General features: G+C 34.9%; 33 protein-coding genes. 26 read left to right on the top strand and 7 right to left on the bottom strand.

The window, feature by feature from the left end:
• Positions 1–12: 12 nt before the first annotated feature.
• The 25 genes from D4A81_RS11335 to D4A81_RS13555 all read left to right on the top strand — a co-directional run bounded on the left by D4A81_RS11335 (position 13) and on the right by D4A81_RS13555 (position 17467).
• On the top strand, positions 13–1026 hold the full coding sequence (locus D4A81_RS11335; protein ID WP_111524311.1) for a hypothetical protein: 1014 nt from the start codon (positions 13–15) through the stop codon (positions 1024–1026).
• A 173-nt stretch (positions 1027–1199) separates the two neighbouring features.
• Positions 1200–1502: a hypothetical protein gene (locus D4A81_RS11330; RefSeq protein WP_174705949.1), complete on the top strand. Its 303-nt coding sequence runs from the start codon at positions 1200–1202 to the stop codon at positions 1500–1502.
• A 19-nt stretch (positions 1503–1521) separates the two neighbouring features.
• Positions 1522–2100 (top strand): RHS repeat domain-containing protein, encoded by a 579-nt coding sequence (locus tag D4A81_RS11325; protein ID WP_242977595.1) that lies wholly within the window; start codon positions 1522–1524, stop codon positions 2098–2100.
• 678 nt (positions 2101–2778) lie between these two features.
• Complete coding sequence (locus D4A81_RS11320) at positions 2779–3273, top strand: hypothetical protein (protein ID WP_111524312.1); 495 nt, start codon at positions 2779–2781, stop codon at positions 3271–3273.
• A 19-nt stretch (positions 3274–3292) separates the two neighbouring features.
• Positions 3293–5230, top strand: coding sequence for an RHS repeat domain-containing protein (locus D4A81_RS11315; RefSeq protein WP_242977598.1), 1938 nt, complete (start codon positions 3293–3295; stop codon positions 5228–5230).
• Between the two features lie 9 nt (positions 5231–5239).
• Complete coding sequence (locus tag D4A81_RS11310) at positions 5240–5737, top strand: hypothetical protein (protein ID WP_111524313.1); 498 nt, start codon at positions 5240–5242, stop codon at positions 5735–5737.
• 320 nt (positions 5738–6057) lie between these two features.
• Positions 6058–6855 carry an RHS repeat domain-containing protein gene (locus tag D4A81_RS11305; RefSeq protein WP_242977600.1) on the top strand — a complete coding sequence of 266 codons (798 nt, stop codon included), beginning with the start codon at positions 6058–6060 and terminating at the stop codon, positions 6853–6855.
• Between the two features lie 141 nt (positions 6856–6996).
• On the top strand, positions 6997–7620 hold the full coding sequence (locus D4A81_RS11300) for a DUF5071 domain-containing protein (protein WP_242977601.1): 624 nt from the start codon (positions 6997–6999) through the stop codon (positions 7618–7620).
• Between the two features lie 481 nt (positions 7621–8101).
• Positions 8102–8488 (top strand): hypothetical protein, encoded by a 387-nt coding sequence (locus D4A81_RS11290; RefSeq protein WP_111524314.1) that lies wholly within the window; start codon positions 8102–8104, stop codon positions 8486–8488.
• Between the two features lie 43 nt (positions 8489–8531).
• Positions 8532–9314 (top strand): hypothetical protein, encoded by a 783-nt coding sequence (locus D4A81_RS11285; RefSeq protein WP_111524315.1) that lies wholly within the window; start codon positions 8532–8534, stop codon positions 9312–9314.
• Positions 9315–9481: 167 nt separating this feature from the next.
• Entirely contained in the window at positions 9482–9772 is a 291-nt protein-coding gene (locus D4A81_RS11280; protein WP_242977603.1) for a hypothetical protein, read from the top strand.
• Between the two features lie 33 nt (positions 9773–9805).
• Entirely contained in the window at positions 9806–10171 is a 366-nt protein-coding gene (locus tag D4A81_RS11275) for a hypothetical protein (RefSeq protein WP_146246993.1), read from the top strand.
• Positions 10172–10180: 9 nt separating this feature from the next.
• Complete coding sequence (locus tag D4A81_RS11270) at positions 10181–10600, top strand: hypothetical protein (RefSeq protein WP_111524317.1); 420 nt, start codon at positions 10181–10183, stop codon at positions 10598–10600.
• 12 nt (positions 10601–10612) lie between these two features.
• Positions 10613–11620 (top strand): hypothetical protein, encoded by a 1008-nt coding sequence (locus D4A81_RS11265; protein ID WP_111524318.1) that lies wholly within the window; start codon positions 10613–10615, stop codon positions 11618–11620.
• A gap of 178 nt (positions 11621–11798) precedes the next feature.
• Positions 11799–11945 (top strand): RHS repeat protein, encoded by a 147-nt coding sequence (locus tag D4A81_RS11260; protein WP_111524319.1) that lies wholly within the window; start codon positions 11799–11801, stop codon positions 11943–11945.
• Between the two features lie 34 nt (positions 11946–11979).
• Entirely contained in the window at positions 11980–12144 is a 165-nt protein-coding gene (locus tag D4A81_RS13235) for a hypothetical protein (RefSeq protein WP_162902589.1), read from the top strand.
• A gap of 118 nt (positions 12145–12262) precedes the next feature.
• Positions 12263–13651: an ISNCY family transposase gene (locus D4A81_RS11255; RefSeq protein ID WP_119808221.1), complete on the top strand. Its 1389-nt coding sequence runs from the start codon at positions 12263–12265 to the stop codon at positions 13649–13651.
• A 54-nt stretch (positions 13652–13705) separates the two neighbouring features.
• Positions 13706–13873 (top strand): hypothetical protein, encoded by a 168-nt coding sequence (locus tag D4A81_RS13230; RefSeq protein WP_162902588.1) that lies wholly within the window; start codon positions 13706–13708, stop codon positions 13871–13873.
• Between the two features lie 9 nt (positions 13874–13882).
• Entirely contained in the window at positions 13883–14251 is a 369-nt protein-coding gene (locus tag D4A81_RS11250; protein WP_111525953.1) for a hypothetical protein, read from the top strand.
• Between the two features lie 107 nt (positions 14252–14358).
• Positions 14359–14805 carry a hypothetical protein gene (locus D4A81_RS11245; RefSeq protein WP_111525954.1) on the top strand — a complete coding sequence of 149 codons (447 nt, stop codon included), beginning with the start codon at positions 14359–14361 and terminating at the stop codon, positions 14803–14805.
• Positions 14806–15284: 479 nt separating this feature from the next.
• A complete protein-coding gene (locus tag D4A81_RS13300) occupies positions 15285–15635 on the top strand; it encodes a hypothetical protein (RefSeq protein WP_174705948.1) in 351 nt (116 codons plus the stop codon).
• 255 nt (positions 15636–15890) lie between these two features.
• Positions 15891–16355, top strand: coding sequence for a hypothetical protein (locus D4A81_RS11235; protein ID WP_111525955.1), 465 nt, complete (start codon positions 15891–15893; stop codon positions 16353–16355).
• A 65-nt stretch (positions 16356–16420) separates the two neighbouring features.
• Positions 16421–16561 (top strand): hypothetical protein, encoded by a 141-nt coding sequence (locus tag D4A81_RS13225; protein WP_162902587.1) that lies wholly within the window; start codon positions 16421–16423, stop codon positions 16559–16561.
• 188 nt (positions 16562–16749) lie between these two features.
• Positions 16750–17118, top strand: coding sequence for a hypothetical protein (locus D4A81_RS11230; RefSeq protein WP_111525956.1), 369 nt, complete (start codon positions 16750–16752; stop codon positions 17116–17118).
• A 172-nt stretch (positions 17119–17290) separates the two neighbouring features.
• Complete coding sequence (locus tag D4A81_RS13555) at positions 17291–17467, top strand: hypothetical protein (RefSeq protein ID WP_242977767.1); 177 nt, start codon at positions 17291–17293, stop codon at positions 17465–17467.
• 392 nt (positions 17468–17859) lie between these two features.
• Here D4A81_RS13555 and D4A81_RS11220 read toward each other — a convergent pair whose 3' ends face one another.
• The 6 genes from D4A81_RS11220 to D4A81_RS11195 all read right to left on the bottom strand — a co-directional run bounded on the left by D4A81_RS11220 (position 17860) and on the right by D4A81_RS11195 (position 24859).
• The gene (locus tag D4A81_RS11220) at positions 17860–19206 is read right to left on the bottom strand and encodes a uracil-xanthine permease family protein (protein WP_111525957.1); all 1347 of its coding nucleotides are present in this window, start codon (positions 19204–19206) and stop codon (positions 17860–17862) included.
• 19 nt (positions 19207–19225) lie between these two features.
• Positions 19226–20167, bottom strand: a complete 942-nt coding sequence (arcC, locus tag D4A81_RS11215; RefSeq protein ID WP_111525958.1) for a carbamate kinase — start codon at positions 20165–20167, stop codon at positions 19226–19228.
• A 125-nt stretch (positions 20168–20292) separates the two neighbouring features.
• Entirely contained in the window at positions 20293–21492 is a 1200-nt protein-coding gene (gene ygeW, locus D4A81_RS11210) for a knotted carbamoyltransferase YgeW (protein WP_111525959.1), read from the bottom strand.
• A gap of 124 nt (positions 21493–21616) precedes the next feature.
• The gene (locus D4A81_RS11205; protein WP_111525960.1) at positions 21617–22945 is read right to left on the bottom strand and encodes a YgeY family selenium metabolism-linked hydrolase; all 1329 of its coding nucleotides are present in this window, start codon (positions 22943–22945) and stop codon (positions 21617–21619) included.
• 38 nt (positions 22946–22983) lie between these two features.
• Positions 22984–24177, bottom strand: coding sequence for a diaminopropionate ammonia-lyase (gene dpaL, locus D4A81_RS11200; protein WP_111525961.1), 1194 nt, complete (start codon positions 24175–24177; stop codon positions 22984–22986).
• A 19-nt stretch (positions 24178–24196) separates the two neighbouring features.
• The gene (locus tag D4A81_RS11195) at positions 24197–24859 is read right to left on the bottom strand and encodes a helix-turn-helix transcriptional regulator (RefSeq protein ID WP_111525962.1); all 663 of its coding nucleotides are present in this window, start codon (positions 24857–24859) and stop codon (positions 24197–24199) included.
• A gap of 299 nt (positions 24860–25158) precedes the next feature.
• Here D4A81_RS11195 and D4A81_RS11190 point away from each other — a divergent pair, with 299 nt between their 5' ends.
• Positions 25159–25647, top strand: coding sequence for a hypothetical protein (locus D4A81_RS11190; protein ID WP_111525963.1), 489 nt, complete (start codon positions 25159–25161; stop codon positions 25645–25647).
• Between the two features lies 1 nt (position 25648).
• Here D4A81_RS11190 and tadA read toward each other — a convergent pair whose 3' ends face one another.
• Positions 25649–26122, bottom strand: coding sequence for a tRNA adenosine(34) deaminase TadA (gene tadA / locus D4A81_RS11185; RefSeq protein ID WP_111525964.1), 474 nt, complete (start codon positions 26120–26122; stop codon positions 25649–25651).
• Positions 26123–26226: the final 104 nt, after the last annotated feature.

Genomic DNA, 26226 nt, shown 5'->3' with positions numbered 1-26226 from the left:
GATGGAGTATTTATGAAGAAAAGAATAATGAAATTATTTCTTTTTATTATGTTCATAATATGTGTAGTTTGTCTATACAAGATATATATCAACTATAAGATTATAAAAGAAATAATAAAACAGCCATCTATAGTGTTTTCAGCACGATTTAAAGATGGAGATAAAGGCACTTTTAAATATGATATACAGACCGGAAAAGCTGAAAAAATTTCGGATTATGCTTTTCAAGATTTATCTTATAGTAATGATTATGAAAAGATTGTTGGAGTGGTATGGGAAGACAAGTTTCAAGGATTGGCGGAGTTGGATATGAAACACTATACATTCAAGCCGATTATAGATTTAGAAGAATTAAATAAATGTGCTAAAGAAATAGGATTAGATGAGATTAAATACAATATGCCTGGAATTTCCAATATACATATGCCACAATTTTATAAAGACGGATATACATTTTTTTGGGAAAATACAAATGATATAATTTGTTATGCTAACAAACAAAATAATGTTTGTAAAATGAGTGTGTTATATAAATCTGAGCATGGAAATTATAGTTATCATATTAAAGAAAAAGACGATAAAGACATACTATTTTTAGAATCACGATATGAAGTTTATAGTCAAAAGATTGATAGACTATATATTAATAAAAATAATTTAGAAACATTTGGAAAAGAAGAATTATTAATTACTTCAAGAAAGAGTTTCAGCAGTTCAACCGGGAACATGGATATATCTAATGATATAAATAGGCTTTCCTATTATGAGGAACCCAATATATATATTTACGATCTTGATACAAAGAATAGGAACTATGTTAACAGTCAGCATTTATTATGGCAGGATGTTGTATATATTAAGTTTTCACCGGATGAGAGATATATATTTTATGCAGTAGGAGATATTCCTTTTTTTTGGACAGATGGATATAGATTGATTTTTTACATAGTAGATATCAAGACAGGAAATAAAATACGATTGGATAAGTGGGAAAATGGTGATATGTTTTACGGTATTGATTGGTAGTTGGAAGGTAAATAAAAATTTTCTTGATATAGTAAATAAAAGGAGTGTTTAATGAAGAGAGTAAAGGGAAGTTCCATAAAGTTAAAAAGTGATGTAAATATATCAGCTGATAAAGTATTGTTTAAGGGAAAAAATCAAAGACATATGAAGAATTAAAAGAGCCTTATAAGGATATGTCAAAGTACTTTGAAAGACTGCTTCCAATGATGCTTGGTGCAATGCCTGTCATGGCAGGAGTGCCAAGTGAAAAAGATAAGCTTATGCTAAAACTTATGGGAAGTTTGGCAGCCTGTGCAGGAGTAAAGATAATCAAAAATCAGGCCGAAAGTTACAGTGCGGTTTATACAGGTGCATTAAACCGTGTAAGAAATAATGCAGTACCGGCGGTTTTAGAACTTAGTGATGTACAGCTAAAGGAAGAAATCTATAAAATTATTTCAAAGATGGAAGATAGGCTATGGAGAAGACGGGCTTAAGATTATCTTGGAAGAAAACTTGTCAGAACTGACACCGTCATATGAAGAAAGCTATATACTTGACAGAACAAAGGCATATCACAACCTTTTGCAAAATAAAACCATAAAAAGAGGCAGTCAGGCAATACAAAGCTATGTTTGGGACTTTAATGTTGCATATGTGGAAGAAGGGGAAAAAGAGTTTACCTATCTACAGGATGAGCTGGGAAGTACAATTCGCCTTCTTGAGCAGGGAGGAGAAAGTCAAGCTGTATATGGTTATGATGAGTTTGGAGAAGATGCTTATAACACACAGGGACGTTTGCAGCCATTCGGTTATACAGGCTATAGATATGATAAGGTAGCCGATACCTACTTTGCACAGGCAAGAGAGTATGTGCCGGGAGTTGGAAGGTTTGCCGGGGAGGATTGGATAAAGGGAAACATAGAGCATCCGTTTAGCTTGAATTCGTACAACTATTGTGGAAATAATTCTTTGATATACATTGATTTGAATGGAAAAGAAAGGCTTTTGGTATCAGGCGGAGTATATAGTGCCGAGAAACAAAAAAAGGTAAATATTACTATGAATTTATTGATCCCGCAATCGCTCAGATAACTGAATGGAAAAAGGAAGGTGCGAAAGATATAACATGGCTTGTATCAAATGCAGGTTGGACAAATGGGGATATAAATGCAATTCAAAGAGTAGCAAGCTCGGAAAATGTAAATTTATATTTTATTAACAACAAATCGGATTTAATAAATTATATTAATAATAAGACTACCCCAAAAGAACTGCCTAGAATTGCTGATCTAAGCAATGCTATAAGAGCTAACGACATAAAATATCCAAGAAATGAAGATTTGATTACTGAAGTTAGTGTATTTTCTCATGGATTTGTAAGAGACTGAGGAATCGTATCTTTAGGGTATAATTATGAGGATGAAAATTACAATAAATCACTAAATTTAACAATAAATGATATAGTCGGCATTAATAGTGGAGCTTTTAATACACCTAAAACTAATTTTTATTCTTGTAATACCGGAACAGCAGGAAAAGATAGTTTTGCTCAATTTTGGGCTAACAGAGTAGGTGGATTAACTTATGCTTTTAATGGTAAAACTTTATACCGAAATGTATCTGATAATAGTTTACTAAAAAAAATATCACGAGGATTAGGTGTAGATATTTTTGGAGGGAATACCAAATTCCCAGAGGGAAGTGATGGTGCTGAGAGGGTTTTATTTATGACAAATTGTTCTGAATAAATAAAAAAGGAATATTATATTAATGGAAGGAAATTTATTAAAAAAAGGATTAATAAGAGTGATTAGAGGTTTGATTGTACTATTTTTATTAGTAATTGTAATCATAATAATTTATCTCATTCCTGCTTGGATACCTGTTAAATATGCAAAAATGGAAGCAGATTTTTACAAGTATGAGAATGCTATATTAATTAAAAGAACATTTTATGCAACAGGTGCAAGTTGGAAAATTGTAGGAGATAGTAATAGTTTTTATGATAAAGAAAATATCTGTGATATTTGGCTTGAGAAAGATGATAAGCCAATAATAGAAATGCCACTTTCAGAATATGATAATACTTATTTGTGTATTGTAAAAAAAATAGAAGGAGGTAAATACTGGGAGGAGGGCGGTGAATATTTTGAAGCGTATAAATTAATAGATTGGTACCCTATATATCCTATAAAACGAGAAAAAATTATTTTACCGGAGTGTATGTACCCGTCAGGCTTTCTTAATAAATATGATTTTGAATAAGGCATACCATGATAAATAAATGTTGAAGAATTACTTTCCAAAAAATAAAGAAATTGAAAGTGGGTACAATAGAGCAATATATTCTCCAATAATAGATGAATCCGGAAAAGTAACAGCAGATGCCGCAAGGGAGACTATCTTAAAAACAAATGGAATAGGATTTGATGAAAATGATTATAAATTATTAACGAATAATTGTGATCAAAATGCAAGAAGGTGGATGATTGTAAGACATAGGGATGTAAACTCGAAGGGAATAAAGGAAAATGATAATAAAGAAAAGATAATACATAAACTATGGAATGATTCAGCTACCTTTTATTACAGTTATGATGCCCTAAGCAGACTTATAGAAGTAAAAAGAGGAGACAGACTTGCAAGTAAGTATACTTACGATGCCTATGGAAACAGGGAATCACTAAAAAGGTCTAATGATTTAGAGATAAGATATACTTATGATGCACTTGACAGACTTATAGAAGAGGGAGGATTGCAGGGAAATAAGACATACGAATACGATAAAAGAGGAAATCTTATCGGAATAACAGATAGAGGGAAGAGAGTAAGAGCCTACGAATACGACACTACAGGTAGGCTTGGTTTAAGTTACTCAAATGTGGGAAAAGCAAGAAGCTACAGCTATGACGGGCTTGGAAACAGGATAGGTTTTAAAGAATATGAAAAACAGATAGGCTATGGAGAAGATGGGCTTAAGACCATCATGGAAGAAAACTTGTCAGAGCTGACACCGTCATATGAAGAAAGCTATATACTGGACAGAACAAAGGCATATCACAACCTTTTGCAAAATAAAACCGGAAAAAGAGGCAGTCAGGCAATACAAAGCTATATATGGGACTTTAATGTTGCATATATGGAAGAAGGGGAAAAAGAGTTTACCTATCTACAGGATGAGCTGGGAAGTACAATTCGCCTTCTTGAGCAGGGAGGAGAAAGCCAAGCTGTATATGGTTATGATGAGTTTGGAGAAGATACATATTGTACACAGGGACAGATACAGCCATTCGGTTATACAGGCTACAGATATGATAAGGTAGCTGATACCTACTTTGCCCAGGCGAGAGAGTATGTGGCAGGAGTTGGCAGGTTTGCAGGAGAGGACAAAGATTGGTTTATAAAATTTCAAAGTCCGGAGTCCATTAACTTGTATACTTATTGTGTTTCTAACCCTCTGATATATGTTGATAAAACCGGGTTTGATTTTAGAAGTACTGTTGGTGATTATTTTGGAAAAGAAAAAGATATATTTGGCTTAATGATAGGCAAACATTGGATGGTGGGAACAGGAAAGGATATTGTGGAATTTCCAACAATGTATACAGGTGAAAATGGACCCTGGGGACAATATATGATGAAAAATCCAATACTGACCGGCAAAGTGGGTGATCTAGTTATTCCAATAGGTAACAAAGTTAAGCCGGGTGGTAGCATAGATGTAACACTTGAAATACCACATATGGTGATTGAAAATGGTGAAAATGCAGTGGGTTATCAGTTTTTACATGGAACCAATGAAAAAGTAGGTGGCTTCAAAATATCAGGTAATATTAGCAAAAGTAAGAAAGGTGACATAACATATATGATGACATATGCATGGAATGATATTATAGATCCAAATTTTATGTATGCTACAGATATTGAAAAATCGAATGCTGCGAAAGAAAATGGTTTTTTAACACCTAAAGATTACGAGATACATTTAACTTGGTATGATACTACGATAATTAGAGAAAGAGAATGTGAGATGTTTTGGCAGAAAAATTCAGGATGGCTAAGAAATTGGAATAAAGACTGGGATAGTAAATTACCGGGGAAATATCCTAGAAAATATATAGATTCAGAAAATGAGCAGGTGGCTATGGGAGCTGGATGGGAATACATAAGAAACCAAATTTATTCATCATATCCTATGTATTATTGCAATACAATAGATTGAGGGCGAAAAATGAAAGTAAAGATTAAACTTTTTTTAAGTACAATTGTAATGTTAACTGTAACACTTATATTTTTTTGTATAATAAGTTCAATATCTCGTCCTAAAGTAGAATTTATAGAAGATAATAATAAATTGACTAATAAAATAGAATCATCGATTGGACATATATATTATGACGGTACATCAAAAGATGTTGAAGCTAGGATATATGTAATTATAATTAATAATGACAGCAAGATGCACAGGGTTACATTTATTTTAGACTCAAATGAATATAAACAATATAATTTTATAAATTCAGACTTTATATTATCAGGTATATATGAATGGAGTCCGGAAGATTTATCAAATGTTGCAGAAACAGATGGTAGGTTTATAGGCGAAAAGGAAATAATACTTCAAGCAAATGAAAAGAAATACTTAACGATAAGAGCTACAGCAAACTTTGGAGGAGTAAAGGATTACAGAAGAGCAGGCCCTCCCATTGAGCTAAAGATATTGGAGTAGATTGAAAAAGTTAGAGTGAGGAGGATTTTATGTCGAATTTCTGTATTACAGCAATAGTGCCTTTTTTAGAATATATACTACTTTATGGTGCCTGTTGTGGAATAGATAAAACTGATATGGAAAAACAAAAGAGGGTTATTAAGCGCACTTTGCCATTTAAAGGAAGGTGTAAAGCTTGAGGAGTATGTGTATCGTCTTTTGGAAATAAGACATACGAATACGATAAAAGAGGAAATCTTATCGGAATAACAGATAGAGGGAAGAGAGTAAGAGCCTACGAATACGACACTGCAGGTAGGCTTGCTTTAAGTTACTCAAATTTGGGAAAAGCAAGAAGCTATAGCTATGACGGGCTTGGAAACAGGATGGGAATAAAAGAGTATGAAAGGAAGATAGGCTATGGAGAAGACGGGCTTAAGACCATCCTGGAAGAAAACTTGTCAGAGCTGACACCGTCATATGAAGAAAACTATATCCTTGACAGAACAAGAGCATATCACAACCTTTTGCAAAATAAAACCATAAAAAGAGGCAGTCAGGCAATACAAAGCTATGTTTGGGACTTTAATGTTGCATATATGGAAGAAGGGGAAAAAGAATTTACCTATCTACAGGATGAGCTTGGAAGTACAATTCGCCTTCTTGATCAGGGAGGAGAAAGCCAAGCTGTATATGGTTATGATGAGTTTGGAGAAGATACTTATAACACACAGGGACAGATACAGCCATTCGGCTATACAGGTTACAGATATGATAATGTAGCTGATACCTACTTTGCACAGGCAAGAGAGTATGTACCGAAAATAGGAAGATTTGTAGGAGAAGATTGGATAAAGGGAAATATAGAAAAGCCTTTTAGCCTTAATCAGTATGGGTACTGTTGGGGAAATCCTATTGGATTAGTTGATAGGGACGGAAAAACACCGGAAATGGCTAGTAACTATTCACAAGTATTTGATATACTGAAAACAGGAAATGAAATGGCAGGAGCAGCTGCCTTAGCTGATAGTCCTGCACCTGAACCAATGGATTTAGTTGCATTAGGTATACTAGGTATAACATTATTTGTATCTGGAGGAGTAGCAGTTGGTACATATATAAATAGTACAGCAAAGTAGAAAGAAAAGTCTAGGGTAATTGCATTAGAACAAGTAACAACAAAAAGACATAATGAAACAGTTATATATAGACGTGGAAATAGAAATGCAACTAATTTAACTCCTAGACCCATAGATTTACATACAGGATTATCTTATGAGTTGAAAGTTCCAGCAGCAACGGATTATACTATTACAACTATGGAGGCAATAAATGCAACAGGAGTATTAACGGCAGTTATAGATAAACCAAATCATGTTTCTGTAAGACCTGTAAATCCTTTGGAGATGATGGAGGACCATGTAATGTCAAAATTGATTGATAACTTAATTAAAAAATATGAATATAATATTTACATTAACGAGAATATATCTGGGGAAAAACTAGACAAATTAGCATTATTATTAGAAAAAGAAGAAAATAATACAGAAACTTATTTTAATCCTTTGAGATACAAAAGTAAGTTTTCATGGTTCAATATTCTATATATTATAGAAAGGATAAGTTACACTAGAAAATTAGAGTATATACCATTTTTAATAGAGCTATTACAAGATGCAAATTGGCCTACATTTGAGTATACTGTTTCATTATTGGTGTCTTACAATAAAAATGATTTGTTGTCCTATGTAGAAAGACTACTGTGGAGAGCATATGAAGATGATGATGAAATGTGGATATCTGGAATAGCTATACTTATTGAGGATAAGAATATTAAAAAAAGCGATTTTGAAAATCCAAAAACTTATGATTTGTTAAAGTATAGAGATTTTTATAGAACTTGATTGGTAGAGGGATGGTAAATGAAAACTTTTTGATATAGTAAATAAAATGTCTGTAAGAGCATGTAGTTGGTAAATTTGATTAATATCTTTGTTAAAAATAAAAATTTAAGTTACTCAAATTTGGGGAAAGCAAGAAGCCATAGCTATGACGGGCTTGGAAACAGGATGGGAATAAAATAGTATGAATGGAAGATAGGCTATGGAGAAGACGGGCTTAAGAGCATCTTGAAAGTACAATTCGCCTTCTTGAGCAGGGTGGAGAAAATCAAACTATATATGGATATGGTGAGTTTGGAGAGGATACCTATGGCATACAGTGACATGTGCAGCCATTCGGGTATACAGGCTATAGATATGATAATGTAGCCGATACATACTTTGCACAGGCGAGAGAGTATGTACAGAGAGTGGGTAGGTTTGCAGGAGAGGATTGGATAAAGGGAGATATAGAGCAGCCATTTAGCCTGAATCAGTATGGGTATTGCTTGATAAAGATAAGTATTGTATTTATGATTATGGGGGATTTGCAGCTAATATTAGCTATGGAATTCCGGTAGTTGATACGACTATATCACTTGGGGTTGTACGTAATGTTTATGAACCTGTAGATTTTAAAGGAGAATTCGATGCACTATATACATATAATATATTAAAAGGTGGAAAAATTACAGCAACTGGAGTTAGTGCAAGAACAGGAGAAAAGGTTATATCTGTTTCGAAGTTAGCTATTTCAAAGTTTCAGATGAGTTTGGGATATAGCAAAACTTATTATGTGTCAGATACTCAAGATTGGATTCATGGTAGTTATTTCCATGATACAGGAGATGTTCCGCAAAAAAGTAATCCTTATTGTACACAGGTATATTAGGTATATTAAGTAAGGCTATAATATTTTTTGTAGGTGTTTTATAATGAAAGAAGATATAAATTTTTTAATAGAGAGAAATAGTATATTAAATACAAATTTTTTTTGTGATATTGTTGTAGTTATTGCATTGATAATAGTGGCATGTATTTGTGTGGTTAGAAGACAAAAATTGAAAGAAAGAGAATATATAAGGAAAATCAGGTTGACAATGTCCTTTTTATTTTCTATAGGTATTTCTGCTATTATATGTCTATCAATTATTATGCCGATGATAAAGCACTTAAAACGGACAGTTGATTTAAAAAAAGATTTGAAAGAAATGTCAGTAATAAAATCTATAGGTATTGTAGATAAAATGTATTCATATGAAAAAGGTGTTAATGCGGTTGTAATAGGAAATAAACATTACTACGTTGCACCAAATATTGGGAATATGAAAGAAAATATGGAGTTTGAATATGAATATTTAAAAAATTCACATTATATAATTTCTTTTGAGGTGCTAAGTGACGAACCTATTGGAAAAGATGCCTTTGTTAAAGACAGTACATTATGTAAGTTTGGATATAGTGGAATACAGCATGTTAGATATGATACAGTAGATGATCTGGCGTACAGATACGTTATGAGTTATTTAAAAAACACAAGTGATGAACAAGATTACTTAGATAAAGAAAGTTGGGAAATCTACTCATATTATATTAGTGAAAAGGGGTGGTATAGAAGTAACATATATTCATTACATGGTAATAAAAGGGCATATATCATAGTAGATAAGAATGGAAAACCACTGTATTTTTGGACATCAAATATGAAGGTGAAGTAGAGCATTTAAGAATATTTGAATTGATGTGAGTCTTCATTATATTTTCATATAAACTTTTAGGAAGAGTGACAGAAAAGAAAGATAGAGAAGGTTATAATACTGACTATTCCTAAAAAAGAGGCAGTCAGGCAATACAAAGCTATATATGGGACTTTAATGTTGCATATATGGAAGAAGGGGAAAAAGAGTTTACATATCTACAGGATGAGCTTGGAAGTACAATTCGCCTTCTTGAGCAGGGTGGAGAAAGTCAAGCTGTATATGGCTATGATGAGTTTGGAGAAGATACTTATAACACACAGGGACAGATACAGCCATTCGGTTATACAGGTTACAGATATGATAATGTAGCTGATACCTACTTTGCACAGGCAAGAGAGTATGTGCCGGGAGTTGGCAGGTTTGCAGGAGAGGACTGGATAAAGGGAAATATAGAAAAGCCTTTTAGCCTGAATTAGTATGGGTATTGTTTTGGGAATCCGTTTGGATTGGTGGATTATGATGGAAAGAAGCCTAGAGTTCCATTGGCTAATCCGTCAAATGCAGAACGCACTAGAAAATCTCTGGGAGTAATAAATTATAAGCCCAAAACTCCAAAAGCTCTTTTGGCCAATCCATCAAATGCCAAGACACTGAGAGAATATGCAGAAAATGATGTTCTACAAAATAAAAATGGAGCTCCATATGTAGGGGTATTTTATTTAAACATTGAATCAGGTGCGTTTGGTAACGGACACGCTGCAATGATGTTGCTTAGAAGTGATGACACCGGGGATTTATATAGTTTTGTAGGTGATGCTAACAGTCCATTAACTATTCTGTGTGGATATAATGATGCTAATGTAAATTATGCATAGGGGATAGATGTGGGAGAATCACTAAAGAAGAAAAGTGATAAGTATAGCTTTAGTATTAATACCGGGGATGGGAATAAAGATCAAAAAGATGTATATAATAGGGCAATAGATTTTCCTATAACAAATGAATCCGGAAAAGCAATGGCTCAGTCAGTACAGGATACTATTTTAGATATTAATGGAATAGGGCGTGATGAAAAGGATTATCATGTGTTATTAAATAATTGTGATATAAATGCAAGGATGTGGATGCAGACCGGAGGTATACCAATAGAGACCGGAGGACATATAGTGCCAAACAATATATACAATTATATGATAGGTGAAATAGATAAATATGGAGATTACTATGCAAATGTAAAATATGGAGATTTAAAAGAAATTTGGGATGAGATTCATAAGAGCAAAAACTGTACAACCGTAGATTAAGAGGTATAGTATATGAAGAAAATAGCAATAACAATATTTATATGTTTAATATTTCTTGGTAGTATATGGTTCCTGTATAAAAGATATACTGATTATCATATGATACAAACAGTAGAAAAACAACCTGATATAGTATTTTCTGCAGAATTTCATAGTGGAGATAAGGGAACATATAAATATAGTGTTGGAAAGAAAGACCTTGAAAAAATTTCAGAGGATATTTTGCAAGAACTGTCATATAGTGAGAATTATGAAACTATTATTGCTGTAAAATGGGAGGATGACTTTCAAGGCTTGGTAGAACTTAATATGAAAGATTATACATATAATCCTATTATAGATTTGAAAACTTTAAATAACTGTGCCAAGGATATAGGCTTAGATGAGATTAAATATAGGTCCTTTGATACAGCTAATCTACATATGCCAAAATACTTTAAGGATGGGTATACTTTCTTCTGGGGAGATTGGAGAGATGAACTTTGCTATCTTGTAAAAGAAGATGGTGTTTGGAATATGCATATATTATACAGTTCTGATGGTAGGAATTATTGTTATTTTATTGAAGGTAGAGATTCGGAAGATTTATTGTTTGTGGAATCAGAAAAAAGCATTTCAAAATATAAAATTGAAAGCACTGATGATAAAAAATGTAAAGTGGTTGATGTAGAGAATATATTGCCTACCGAGAATGTGGGAGTACTTGACTTTGATGGGAATATGGATATGACATATAATAAGGCTAAAATAGTCTATTATGATGCTCCGGAAATATGCATATATGATTGGAATATGAAGGAAAGGATGCCTGTTGTTAATCAAAATCTGTTAGGAAAAGAACTTTTGGATATTAAGTTTTCGCAGGATGAGAAGTATGTATTATATACGGTAGGAGATATTCCAATTTTTTGGTCAAGCGGATATAGAATGAGTTTTTTTATAGTTGATTTAAATACAGGAAATAAAATAAGACCGGTTAAGTGGGAAAGTGGAGACAGATTTTATGGAATAGATTGGTAGGTATGGTTGATACAGTAGTTAAAATATCATTATTAGCTAAACTGACTTATGCAAATTTAATTGAAAAAGAGATATAATAAGACAAATTCAGAATGCTTAGAATTATATTGTCAGAGGAAAGAGCAAAAATATTGGTATATGAAATACCCCTAGGGTTACAAGATACAAAAGAGATCTTATGGGAAATATAGTGTCTGTTATAAATGCACTTGGATATGAAGAGATATTTTCATATGATCTTTTAGGAAGAGTTACAGGAAAGAAAGACAGAGAAGGTTATAATACCGCCTATTCCTACACGGAAGCCGGAGATATCAAAAATTAATACAATAATTAGTAATGGTGCAAATAATATTGCTTTGGCAAAAGCTGTACAGGGGAATGCATATATGTGTGATGCACCCGGAGAGAATATGATGGATGTAGGAAGGTGGAAGTATCAAGAATTTGTTCGGGAAATGACTGCTGCAAGTATAAGAATGAATTTGTCAACTACAATACTATCATGGTTTTCAGATATATAAGCCATATATGATAAAGTCCTAGTATACCACAAATAAAAATGTCCCACTTATGGTAGAATACTATTTTGTATATTCTAACACTAGGAGGAACTGACTTATCAGAAAGGTTATTTTATCAATGGATGAACAAAGAAAGTATGAAGTTATCAAAGGTCTGGTAGATCACCCCGATACAGCTAACAAGGATAGAGCTGCTCTTATCCTAGGATGCACCAAGAGGCATATAAACCGTATGATACAAGGTTATGTTAAAGATGGTAAGGCATTCTTTATTCATGGTAACAGAGGTAAGAAGCCGGCTACCACTATCTGCCCTGATGTCAGAAGTCAAGTTCTTGATCTATATAGAACTAAATACTACGAGGCTAACTTTGAACACTATACAGAGCTTCTAAAAAAGCATGAAGGCATAAGTATCTCCTCTTCCTCTGTAATGAGTATTTTGGAGTCAGAGTACATTCTATCTCCAAAGGCTACAAAAGCTAAGCGTAGACGCATTAAGCAAACTCTCAGAGCTAAGAAGGAAGCTACAACATCAAAAAAGGAATTATCACAGATACAAGCTAACTTAGTAGCAGTTGAAGATGCTCACAGTCGTCGTCCAAGATGTGCTTATTTTGGCGAATTGCTTCAGATGGATGCTACCCCTTATGAATGGGTACCGGGACAGATATGGCATCTACATTTGGCTATTGATGATGCCTCAGGTGTTGTCACAGGTGCCTGGTTTGATACTCAGGAGACTCTTAATGGATACTACCATGTATTTGAGCAGATTCTTACTGATTATGGTATTCCCTATAAGTTTCTTACTGATAAACGAACTGTATTTACTTACAAGAAAAAAGGTGCCTTATCTGACGACAAAGACACCTATACACAGTTTGCATACGCCTGTAAGCAACTTGGCACACAGCTTGAATCAAGCAGCGTACCACAGGCTAAAGGACGTATAGAACGATTGAATCAGACTTTACAGTCACGCCTGCCTATTGAGCTAAGGCTCGCAGGCGTAACCGATATCCATAAAGCCAATGAATTCATTTACCACTACATAAAAGAATTCAATGAGAAGTTCGCACTTCCACTTTATGGTATCAAATCTGTCTTTGAAACGCAACCATCTAAAGAAAAAATAAATCTTACTTTGGCGGTTTTAACTGAGAGAACTGTTGATGCCGGACATGCGATTCAATTCGAGAAGAAATTTTATAAGATGATAGATCACAAAGGAGTGCAGACCCATTATCGAAAAGGTACCAAGGTTATGCTTATCAAGGCATTTGATAGGTCTATGTTTGCGTGCGTAAATGACAAAGATATTTATGCACTGGAAGAAATACCGGCTCATGAGCATAAATCTAAGGATTTGGATGCTGACTACAAACAGCCAAAGCCTAGAAAGCCTTATATACCGCCTATGAACCATCCTTGGAGATTGGATGCCTTTAATAAATTCGCACACTCACAGCCACACAGAATTGAAGAAGACATAAAAAGTGCATAATAAAAGCCCCTTTGTGGGGGCTTATAAATTAATTATTTTGGGACATAATCATTTATGCTTGACACTACAATACTATCATGGTTTTCAGATACAGCATTGAAAGAAATAAAAAATAAAATATATAAAAAACAAAACAGTAATATTTCAGATGAAGAACTGAAAGATAAGTTTAAAAAACATATAAATTCATCCACTAAAAAGGGCAAATGTTTTACAGAATAGGAGAAATTTATGCCGGATATATTAACGTTATTATTAATATCTTTTGCATCGTATATATTACTTTATGGAGGTTGTTGGAGTATAGATAAAACAGATATAGAAAAACATAATAGAAAGATAAAGCTTAATAAGTATACAAATATATTGTTTTTTTTGTGGTCAAGGAATGAAAAAGTATATTGGTTAGTATATGTACTTATAATTAGTGAAAGTATAGTATTTATATTATTGTGGATATCATATAAAACTAATGTTGAGTATATTTTTAAAATATTGTTTAGAATGTATATATATTTTTTTTTAATAGGAGGATTTATTCTTGTAATAAAGGTTTTAAAGAAAAGAGTGAAGGATTTTATAAGTGGTGAGAGCAGATAAACCCAATTAGAATTCGGTAAAGTACTGTATATATATATATGAGGAATATCTATCTTATGTGCGACGGAATAGATTAGGAATAGTTTACAGGGAGGTGCAAGATTTTAATGAAATGGTATATAGGGTTAGGTGTTATATGTATTGCATTAGTTATATGTGCTTATAATATGTATAATGGATATGAACAGAAAGATATAGAAATAGAAACCAGGCTACTTAAGGTTTTTAACGAAAGTGAGTTAGGACGAGAAAAGCAGGATTATGATTACATAGAAATACTAATGAGAACAGAAGAGGAACTTATGAAATATAAGAACTCATTTGGTTTTCCGGAAGATTTAGGCTATATAGACTGGGAAAAGGAGTGTATTATTTTAACTTCATACCCTATTGAAAGATGCACATATAAGAGAAAAAATAAACATAATAAATACTATTTATTAGATATACTATATAAAAACAAAGATAGGGATATATATGTTTATATAATTACCGGGAAAAAATACATTAGTTATGAAACAGCCGGGATGTATAAAGAAATGAAATTTAAATAATTGTAATTGACAGGTGGTGTGTCAGTCTGAATGTGTTCCCATAGGAAACAGGATATGATGTTTGGAAGAGCCACAAAGGCAATGATTATATCGGTGATGAAGTTAGCTTTAGATATGGAAAGTGCAGAGAAGATTAAAGACAGGTACGGTGGCAGAATATAGTAGGATAAAAAGAGTTCACATATCTACAGGATGAACTTGGAAGTACAATTAGCCTTCTTGAGCAGGGAGGAGAAAGTCAAGCTGTATATGGTTATGATTAGTTTGGAGAAGATACCTATAATACACAAGGGAAAATGCAGCCATTCGGTTATACGGGCTATAGATATGATAATGTAGCTGATACCTACTTTGCCCAGGCAAGAGAGTATGTGCCGGGAGTAGGTAGGTTTGCATGAGAAGATTAGATAAAGGGAAACATAGAGCAGCCATTCAGTTTGAATTGGTATGGGTACTGCTTTGGTAATCCGTTGAGGCTTGTGGATAGAGATGGAAAGTTAGCAGGTGAGGTAAGCATAAGAAATTTACCAAGGGGGCTTAATGAGAAAAATATAAGAATGTTTCTAGGTTTATCAGAAAATGAGGCAATACCCAAGTTAAAAGAAAGCCAAATGTATGTATTGGAAAATACAAATAGTGTTGGATTGGCAATAGTTGGTAGAGGAATTGTTATGGATAATGATAAGTATTGTGAGTATTCTTTTGGTGGTTTTGGAAAAAGTATGGAATTATCCAGTATTATAGATTGCACAGAAACAAAAGGATATGTCTATAATGTTAAAATCCGGAGGATTATGCGGGATTATTTATTGGAGGTTCAATTAATTTAGTAGTAGGTGTTGAAGGTGGAGCAATTGCACCTGCATATTAAATCCTGTTTATAGTGAAATCATTTCTAGAGAGGGACTTGGAGGTGGTGAAGGAGTGGGAATTACATGGTATAAGCAGTTATCAGAAGGATGGGTATATGGGGAAGCCCCAATTAATTGGCATAATCCGAAATTATCATATCCTTTTGGATCTGGATCGTTGATAGCAAATTCTAATAATTTCTGCCAAAGCAGTGTTTAGCATAGGGAGATTAAATGTTTATGATAAGCTTTACAATAAATGGTTCATGTATAACAAATAGAACGACAACAGAAATATGGAAAATGTTTGACAAGTTATCTTTCATGAAATCATTAAAAGGTAAAAAATTTCAAATGATATTACAAGGTAAAAAAAGTGGATTTAAGCATATTGGGTTGTGCTATGTAAAAGGTAGCATAGAAGAACAAGGTAATGTATGTAAGATAGAATATACAATATTTCCGGAAATTATATGTATAATTTTATTTATACTCTACATTTCTATTTTTGTATACAAATTATATGTAGATATAGTGAGAGGGGCTAGTGGCTCTTTAAGTTGTGGAGTAATAATTAGTGTTATACTTATGATCTTACCGGCAATTTTAATTGTACTTGAGAGCAGAATTCAGCAAAATGTATGTAAAGAAAGGCTACAATATTTGTTATCAGAAGGAAAGACGATAATACTGCTATAGGTCAAGTATGAAGACTTAAAAGAGCCTTATAAGGATATGTCAAAGGACTTTAAAGACTGCTTCCAATGATGCTTGGTGCCCTGCCTGTCATGGCAGGGGTACCGGGTGAAATAAAGAAACTTATGCTGAAACTTATTGGAAGTTTGGCAGCTTGTGCAGGAGTAAAGATAATCAAAATTAAGCGTTCTTTGTCATTTAAAGAATAATGTAAAGCTTGAAGAGTATGCCTATGAATATGATATCACAGGTGGGCTTGGCTTAAGTTACTTAAAATCAGGAAAAGCAAGAAGCTATAGCTATGACGGGCTTGGAAATAGGATAGGTTTTAAAGAATATGAAAAACTGATAGACTATGGAGAAGATGGGCTTAAGACTATCTTGGGAGGAGATAAGAATGCCAAGTTTAACTATTGTAATTTTGACTACATTTTTATGTTATATAATGCAGTATATTTTTTGCTTTGTAGTAGATAAGAGAGAAATAGAAAAACATGAAAAAAATATAAAACTTAATAAGTATACTAAAAAATTGTTTTTTCTATGGAATAGGAATGAAAAATTATATTGGTTGGTATATATTATAATTATAAGTGAAAGTATACTTTTTATTGTGATCTGGGTTCTTTATTTCCTAGGTGATATAAATATTTTTAGAAAATTTTTAAATATATATGTAGAAATATGTTCAATATTTGATACGATACTTGCAATAAAGATTTTGATAAAAAGAGTAAAAGATTATATTACGAGTAAAAATAGATAAATATATTTTACTATATTGGCTCAGTTATGGAGAGATTATGCAGAAGTGGTAGGAGCAGTGTTTGGGTTTGCTGATGGTACAATGCAATAAGGGGGTAAAAAAACAGTAAGAAATTTAAAAGAAAAATAAATCGACTAAAGTTGGCAAATGCTTTACAGAATAGGAGAAATTTATGCCGGATATATTGACTTTATTATTAGGGACTTTTTTAGGATATATACTACTTTATGGTGTCTGTTGGGGAACAGATAAAACTGATATAGAAAAATATAAGAAAAAAATAAAGCTTAATAAGTATACAAACATATTATTTTTTTGTGGCCAAGGAATGAAAAAGTATATTGGCTAATATATATAATAATAATTACCGAAAGTGTAGCATTTATATTAGTGTGGATATCGTATCTCTTAAATGTAATATTCTTATATAAAATATTAATTGGTTTGTACATACGAATATATTTATCCGGAATGGTTATTCTTGGTATAATAATTTTAAAAAAGAGAATAAAAGATTTTATAAGTGGGAAGAGTAGATAAACCTAAAAAAGTAGTAAAATGCAGTAAATATCAATGAGGTATATAAATAATATGGTTCTTTGGCAAAGGCTGTGTATGGAGTTACATATATGGGTGATGAGTAGCTGATAAAAAATTTAGGGAGTGTGAGACTAAAACGAGCCTCACACTCCCTATTTTGAAGTTATCTATTTCCGGACAACTCCTTTTTAGATTTATAATTTATTTTTTTAGATTTGTTTTATCTTTTGGAAGCACTACATTCAATAGTACAGCCATGATAGTTGCAACAACTACAGGGCTCTTTCCGAAGATAGTAGTAAATATTTGTGGGAAAGCGGCAAGTGAATCTTGTGCCTGTGAAATACCTACACCGAGAGCTACTGAAAGTCCGACAATAGATGTGTTTCTAAAGTCCATCTTCTCTGTGAAGATAAGCTTGATACCTGTCATTGCTATTGAAGCAAATACTGATATTGTAGCACCACCGAGTACACATACCGGAATAGTGGTAAGGAGTGCAGAGAACTTAGGTATAAGACCTGCTATAAGGATTATAATACCTGCAAGTCCAAGTACTGCTCTGTTTATAACCTTTGTTGTTGTTACAATACCTACATTCTGTGAGAATGTAGCTGTAGGAAGTCCGCCAAGTGCGGCACCGACTATATTTGAGATACCGTATCCTATGATACCGCTTCTAAGCTCATCACCTGTAGGAAGTCTGTCCATAGAACCGCTTGTAGTAGCTGATAAATCTCCGATAGCCTGAATAGAGTTTATAGCAAACAAAAGTCCGATTGCTATACAAGCTCCCAGGTCAAACTTTACACCGAAGTGAAGTATCTGAGGCAGTGAGAATACACCTGCACTTGCTACTGATGAGAAGTTGACCATACCAAGCACCAATGCAAGAATATAACCGCAAATCATTGCCACCAATATGGAAGCAAGCTTTAAGATACCTGTAGCAAAGTTGTTAAGTACTATAACAATAATAAGTGTAAAAATTGCCACACCCCAGTTCTTTATAGAGCCGTAGTCAGGTTTTTTAACACCGCCTGCCATATAGTTTACAGCAACTGAGTAAAGTGAAAGACCTATAGTAAATACTACAGTACCTGTTACAAGCGGTGGGAAAAGCTTCTGAATTTTCTTAACAAAGAGACCTACAAGTATTGCAACAACACCGCCGACTATCTGAGCTCCAAGTATAGAAGCTACACCTGAAGTTCCTGCAATATCCTGCATAGTAGGAACGTATGCAAAGCTTATACCCATAATAACAGGAAGTTTTGCACCGATTCTGAATGTCTTTGTACCTATACCGAACAGCTGTAAAAGTGTAGATAATGCGGCAACTACTAAAGCTGCCTGAATCATAAGTACTCTGTCAGGATCTGAAAGCTTTGCAACATTTGCTACGATAATAGCAGGTGTGATACAGCCTACAATCATTGCAACCACGTGTTGAAGTGCAAGTGGAAGAGCATCTGAAAACTTTGGGAAACCGTCCAATTCAAATATAGAAGCATACTGCTTCTGGCCTGCATTTGCTGAATTACTCATATTATCAATACCTCCATGATCAATCTACAATTCTTGTACCTGTTTTGCCGTTAATCGCATCTTTAGCTTTTTCAAGCAATGTTATCATTGCTGTTTTGTTCTCGCCTGAAGCAGCAAAATCTACTGCAGCAAGTACTTTTGGAAGCATTGATCCCGGAGCGAACTCTCCGTCATCAGCATACTTTAAAGCTTCAGCTGTGCTGAGCTTATCTAACCATTTTTCATTTTCTGTGCCATATCCGATGGCAACCTTTTCAACAGCGGTAAGGATGATAAGTGTATCTGCACCTACATTCTTTGCAAGAAGAGCGGCAGCCGCATCCTTATCGATTACTGCAGGAGCACCTGAGAGATGCTTTCCGTTTGATACTACAGGGATTCCACCACCACCGCAGCAGATTACAACCTGTCCGTTGTCAGCCATTGACTTAATAGCAGACAATTCAATAATTTCCTGTGGAGCAGGAGAAGCAACAACTCTTCTGTAACCTCTTCCGGCATCCTCTTTTACAATCCAGCCTCTGTTTCCTGCAGCTTCAAGAGCTTCATCCTTGCCCATGAACTTACCGATAGGCTTTGTAGGATTTTCAAATGCTTTATCATTCTCATCTACTCTGATCTGAGTAACAACTGTAGCTATCGGAGGAACTTCAAGATTTCTGTTTAAGAATTCCTCACGAAGAGCGTTCTGTATATCATATCCGATATAAGCCTGGCTCATTGCCACACACACTGAAAGCGGTGTCGAATCAGAGTTGGTATTATGCGCATACTCTGTCATGGCATTGTTTATTACACCAACCTGTGGACCGTTTCCATGAACGATAAGAACCTCATGACCATCTTCGATCAAATCTACGATAGCCTTTGCAGTAGTTTTTACAGCTACCATCTGCTCTTTTAAATTATTACCTAGGGCATTACCACCAAGAGCTATAACAATCTTGCTTTTGAATTTCATATAAATTTCCCCTTAATGTTAGGATATAGTTTATAAAGACAAAGGGGCAGCCATACATAGCCGCCCCCCTTTTGTATAGGCGATAGATTATCTACCGCCGAATTTACTAAGACTCACTGGCCTCTTTATTTTTCTGAAAAGATTCTGTCCTGTCCACGTGCCTCAAGCTGCTCTAAAACCTTAGCAGGATCTTTGAACTTCTCAAGTAAGATCATAGCAGCGATAACATATGGCTTGAAGCTTGCTTCTTTGTAAAGCGGATCTCTGTATCTGTCAAATACTGAACCGTCAACCTCGCCTTCCTTGCAAGAAACGCCTGTGATATCAGCAGGTAAGCAGTGAAGATAAAGAGCCTTACCGTCCTTTGTAAGCTTCATCATCTCTTCTGTACATGCCCAATCCTTGTGGTTAGCATTCTGAGCTAAAAGCTCCTTCTCTAAAGCCTTGATTCCTTCTGAATCACCCTCTGCATAAAGATTTGTTCTCTTCTCCATTGCAGCAAATGGTGCCCATGACTTAGGATAAACGATATCTGCATCTTTGAATGCTTCCTTCATGTCGTTTGTGATAGTGAACTTACCGCCGCACTCAGCTGCCTGCTTCTTAGCAACCTCAGCAACCTCAGGCATTACCTCATAACCTTCCGGATGAGCTAAAACAACATCCATACCAAGTCTTGTGAAAAGACCGATAACACCCTGTGGAACTGAAAGAGGCTTACCGTAAGATGGTGAATAAGCCCAGCTCATAGCGATCTTCTTACCCTTAAGGTTCTCAATACCGCCGAACTCATGGATTACATGAAGAGCGTCAGCCATACACTGTGTAGGGTGATCGATATCACACTGAAGGTTTACAAGAGTAGGTCTCTGCTCAAGAACGCCGTCCTTGTATCCTGCCTCAACAGAGTCTGCAACTTCGTGCATATATGCATTACCCTTACCGATGTACATATCATCTCTGATACCGATGATATCAGCCATGAATGAGATCATGTTAGCTGTCTCACGAACTGTCTCACCGTGAGCAATCTGTGACTTACCTTCGTCAAGATCCTGAACCTCAAGACCTAAAAGGTTACAAGCTGAAGCGAAAGAGAATCTTGTTCTTGTAGAATTATCACGGAAAAGTGATATTCCAAGGCCGGAATCAAATACCTTTGTAGAGATATTTCTCTGTCTTAAATCACGAAGTGCATCTGCAACTGTCCATACAGCATTAAGCTCATCATCTGTCTTTTCCCATGTAAGGAAGAAATCGTTCATGAACATATCCTGTGTTTTGAGGTTCTTTAACTTTTCAACTAAATTCTTGAAATCTGACATTTTTATTACTCCTTATTTTTAAAGCGCTTTGCGCTTAAAGTTTATATATTTATTTTATAGCTTGTATATAAGTTTAACCCTCCGGGCAAAAGCCCGGAATGCTAAACACAAATATTATTTATAATTAGTCACAGTAGTAAGCAGGAAGAGCTGCATAGAATGCTGCACAAGTTACTAAGTCTTTCTTCCATGTAATCTCATTTGGAGCATGAGCCTGAGCCTCTGCACCCGGTCCGAATCCAATTACAGGGATACCGTTTCTACCCATGATAGAAACACCGTTTGTAGAGAATGTCCACTTGTCAAGAAGCGGTCTTACCTCACGCTCAGGTGTAGTCTTGGCATTACCGATTCTCTTATCGCCGAAGAGATCCTTGTATGCTGCAACTGCACTTGTACAAACTTTGTGATCCTCAGGTAATACCCAAGTAGGGAAGTAGCACTCGATAGGATATACAACACCTGTAAATGAAGGTCTGTCATAGTTGTACATGCTTACAACTACATCCTCACCGTACTTCTTAACTGAAGGAAGCTGTCTGATTTCCTCAAGACATGACTCCCAAGTCTCACCTACAGTCATTCTTCTGTCAAGAGATACTGCACAAGAGTCAGCAACTGCACAACGAGAAGGAGATGTGAAGAAGATCTGTGAAGCTGTAACAGTTCCTCTACCAAGGAATCTTGCTTCTTTCCACTGATCATTGTACTTAGGGTTAAGCATCTTTACAAGACCTCTGATGTCTGTAGACTCTGCATCACCATTGTTGTTAAGAGCACGAACATCTCTTAAGATATCAGCCATCTTGTAGAGAGCATTGTCACCTCTGTCAGGAGCGGAACCGTGGCAAGAAACACCCTTAACATCGATTCTGATCTCCATACGTCCTCTTTGACCTCTGTAAAGGCCACCGTCTGTAGGCTCTGATGATACAACAAACTCAGGTCTGATCTTATCCTCATGGTAGATATATTCCCAGCAAAGACCGTCACAGTCCTCTTCCTGAACTGTACCTACAACCATTACACGATATTTGTCATTAAGAAGACCGAGATCCTTCATAATTTTTGCAGCATATACTGCAGAAACTGTACCGCCAAGCTGATCTGAAACACCACGACCGCCGATTTCTTCATCATCCTCGAATCCCTCATAAGGATCGAAGTTCCAGTTGTCGATGTTTCCGATACCTACTGTATCAATATGTCCGTCAAAAGCGATGAGAGTCTTTCCGCTTCCCATGAATCCCATAACATTACCCTGCGGATCCACCTTAACCTCGTCAAAGCCTACCTTCTCCATCTCAGCCTTAATTGTAGCAACGTGAGCAGCCTCGTCAGATGACTCGCCCGGATTGGCAACTATAGCACGAAGGAAAGCTGTCATATCAGCCTTATAGCCTTCAGCTAAAGCTTTGATCTTCTCTAACTCTTCTTTTGATAATTTACCCATTGTATTGTTCCTCCTTCAATATATATAAACAACTATTCTTATCTTTCCTTAGCTTCCCAGATAATATTTCTCCAACGCTGTGGATCTGTGTCACCCTCAGTTGAGAAAAGTAATACCTTAGAATCTTTAGTTAAGTTTAGTTTCTCTCTAAGCTCCTTGTACTCATCATCCATCATAATAGTAGCAAGAGCACCGAATGGAGCAGCTCCTGACTCACCTGAAAGCACCTGAGTATCTCCCTTTAATGGAGCATTAAGCATACGCATACCTCTAGCAGCTACAATATCCTCAGCTGCGATAAAGCATGTAACATGATTTTTTAAGATATCCCAAGATGTGATATTTGGCTCACCACAAGCAAGACCTGCCATGATTGTGTCCATATCTCCATCTACAATCCTTATATCGCCATCAGCTGCAACAGCACCCTTGTAAAGACAAGCAGCAGCCTCAGCCTCAACAACTACCATTATTGGTGGGTTATCCTTATACTTATTTGCAAAGTAACCAACCATTGCACCTGCTAGTGAACCAACACCTGCCTGAACAAATACATGAGTAGGTCTCTCAGCAAACTGTGCATCAGCTTCAAGTGCCATAGTACCATAACCTTGCATAATCCATGCAGGAATCTTCTCATAGCCTTCCCAAGCTGTATCCTGAACTACAACACCATGCTCAACATCTGCAGAAAGCTTTGCAGCCTCACGAACGCACTCATCATAGTTTACATCAGAAATCCAAGCATCAGCACCTTCAGCTTTGATATTGTTAAGTCTTGTTTCTGTAGAACCCTTTGGCATTATGATTACTGATTTTTGATGTAACTTATTTGCTGCCCAAGCCACTCCACGACCATGGTTACCATCTGTAGCAGAGAAGAATGTAGCAGGTTTGAATTTCTTTGCAAACTCGTCGGATGTAAGAACTGAATAAGGTAGCTCTGATACATCTACATTCATCTCATCAGCTATGTACTTAGCGATTGCGAAAGAACCACCAAGAACTTTAAATGCATTCAACCCGAATCTGTAAGACTCATCCTTTACCTTTACCTCTCCTAGTCCTAGGAATTTAGCCATTTCCTTTAAGTCTGCTAAAGGTGTCTGAGTATACTGTGGAAAGCTCTCATGGAATGCTTTCGCCTTTGTCACCTCTTCAACAGACATTATTGGAAGATTAGCATCTCCTGTTTTGGGCATATTATTCAACACCCATTTTAGTTGTGACATGAAATTTAACCTCCTAAAATTAATCGTCCACTGTTTTTGCTTGTTCAATGTAGCTATACAGCGTAAATTTACTGATTCCGAAAAATTGAGAAATCTTATCCCCTGACCTGGTTATCAGAAAAGCTCCTGCATCCTGCAAAAACTTTATTGCTCTGATTTTTTCATCCTTAGTCATAAGGGTTGGTGTTTTTCCCACAAGCTTTACACTCTGTTCAATCAGATTTTCAAGCAAATCATTTACACTAAGTGGGATTTGTCCATAAACATCTTCGTCCTTGGCATCAAAATTTTCTAATATGTTATTGAGCGTGGACTGAACATTAATGAAACTTGTCATATCATGGTTTATACCAAGCACAAATCTATATTTTCCGCTTTCATCCTTTAAGAAGACAGTGGAAGATTTTAGAATCCTGCCATCGGAAGTATGGGTTCGATAGCCTAGGTGATCACTGACATTCTCACCTTTGTTCAGAGCTTCAAGAGTTTCAAGAACTATTTTAGAAGCACCGTCCCCAAGTTTTCTTCCTGATACATGACCATTAATGATGTAGCAAATAGTGTGTTCCAGATCGTCAGCTTGTAAATCATGAATACAGACCTCACAGTCATTGCCGAAATGTCTGGCTATACCGTGAGCAATCATTACTAAAGACTCTAAAGTCAAATCATCTCTATTCATAAAATCACTATTGCCATTCCTTTGTTTTCTACCTAAAAATTTTTTAGATACCTATAATATAGCACCTTTGGCATGGCAAATCAATAGTAATCTAAAAAAAAATTAGGTAAACAAAAACATTGTATGAATAGACAAAAAAGAATGCTTTTAGGTCAATTTATACAATAAAAAAATATATTGAATAAGTCGATAAACAATATATAACAAATATTGAAAAATATTGATATTAAAATTTAACTGTACATATTGAAGCGAAAAAAATATAATAATAGACGAAGTAAATTGTAAAGGAGATTATTATGAAGAAGGTTATAATATTGTTATCCTGTATTTTTTTGACCGGATGTAATACATCAGCTAAGAATGAAGTTGCAAATTCTAATAATATAGAAAGTAGTGCTGTAAGTGAGGAGGAGACCGAAAGCATATCTGAAGGTGAATTGGACTATGATTTAAGCATAATGACTCCGGATATGGTATATGCTACAGTGTATCAACTGATGGTTGATCCGAAAACATATATCGGAAAAAGCTTTAAGATAACAGGAAATTACTATACATCATATAGTAAAGAAAAAGATATATACTATCACTTTTGTATGATAAAGGATGCGGCTGCCTGTTGTGCACAGGGTATAGAAATACTTTGGGCAGATGAAAAAATGAACAGGCATGAAAATTGTCCTGAGGAAGATGCAAGAGTTACTATTGAAGGAGTATTTGAGACATATGAAGAAGGTCCAAATACCTATGGAAGACTTAAAGATGCAAGAATAGTACAAGAGTAGGCTACCCTAGGGTAGCCTTTTTTCTTAGTGATTTAAAAAAAGATGTTAGAAGATTTGAGCATTCATTGTGATAGGGTTCAGATATAAGTTCTATATCTGTTTTATGATTGAAACCATCAGTTTGTAATATATTCAATATTGAACCTGCACATCCGGCTTTGGGATTCATAGCGCCCAGAACAACTCTTTTTATTCTGGACTGTATTATAGCACCGGCGCACATAGGACAGGGTTCAAGAGTAATATACATGGTACAGTCTTCAAGTCGCCAGTCCCCCAGTTTTTTACAAGCTTTTTTTATTGCAATCATTTCAGCATGTGCCAGAGTGCTTTTATCTTTATTTCTTTTATTGTAGCCCCTTGCTATTATTTTATCTTCAAATACAATGACACAACCTATAGGAACATCCCCAACATCACCGGCTTTTTTTGCAAGCTTAATAGCTTCCTTCAAAAAATATTCATCTTTATTCATAAAATTCCTCACAGGACATAAAAAATTAACAGTTTTGGTGTATAATAGTATGGTGTAAAACTGTTAGAAAATATTCATTTTTTTATATTAAAACAAATGGTATA

This window comes from Lachnoanaerobaculum umeaense (genome assembly GCF_003589745.1).
GTDB lineage: Bacteria > Bacillota > Clostridia > Lachnospirales > Lachnospiraceae > Lachnoanaerobaculum > Lachnoanaerobaculum umeaense.
This window is presented reverse-complemented; position numbering and strand designations above follow the sequence as displayed.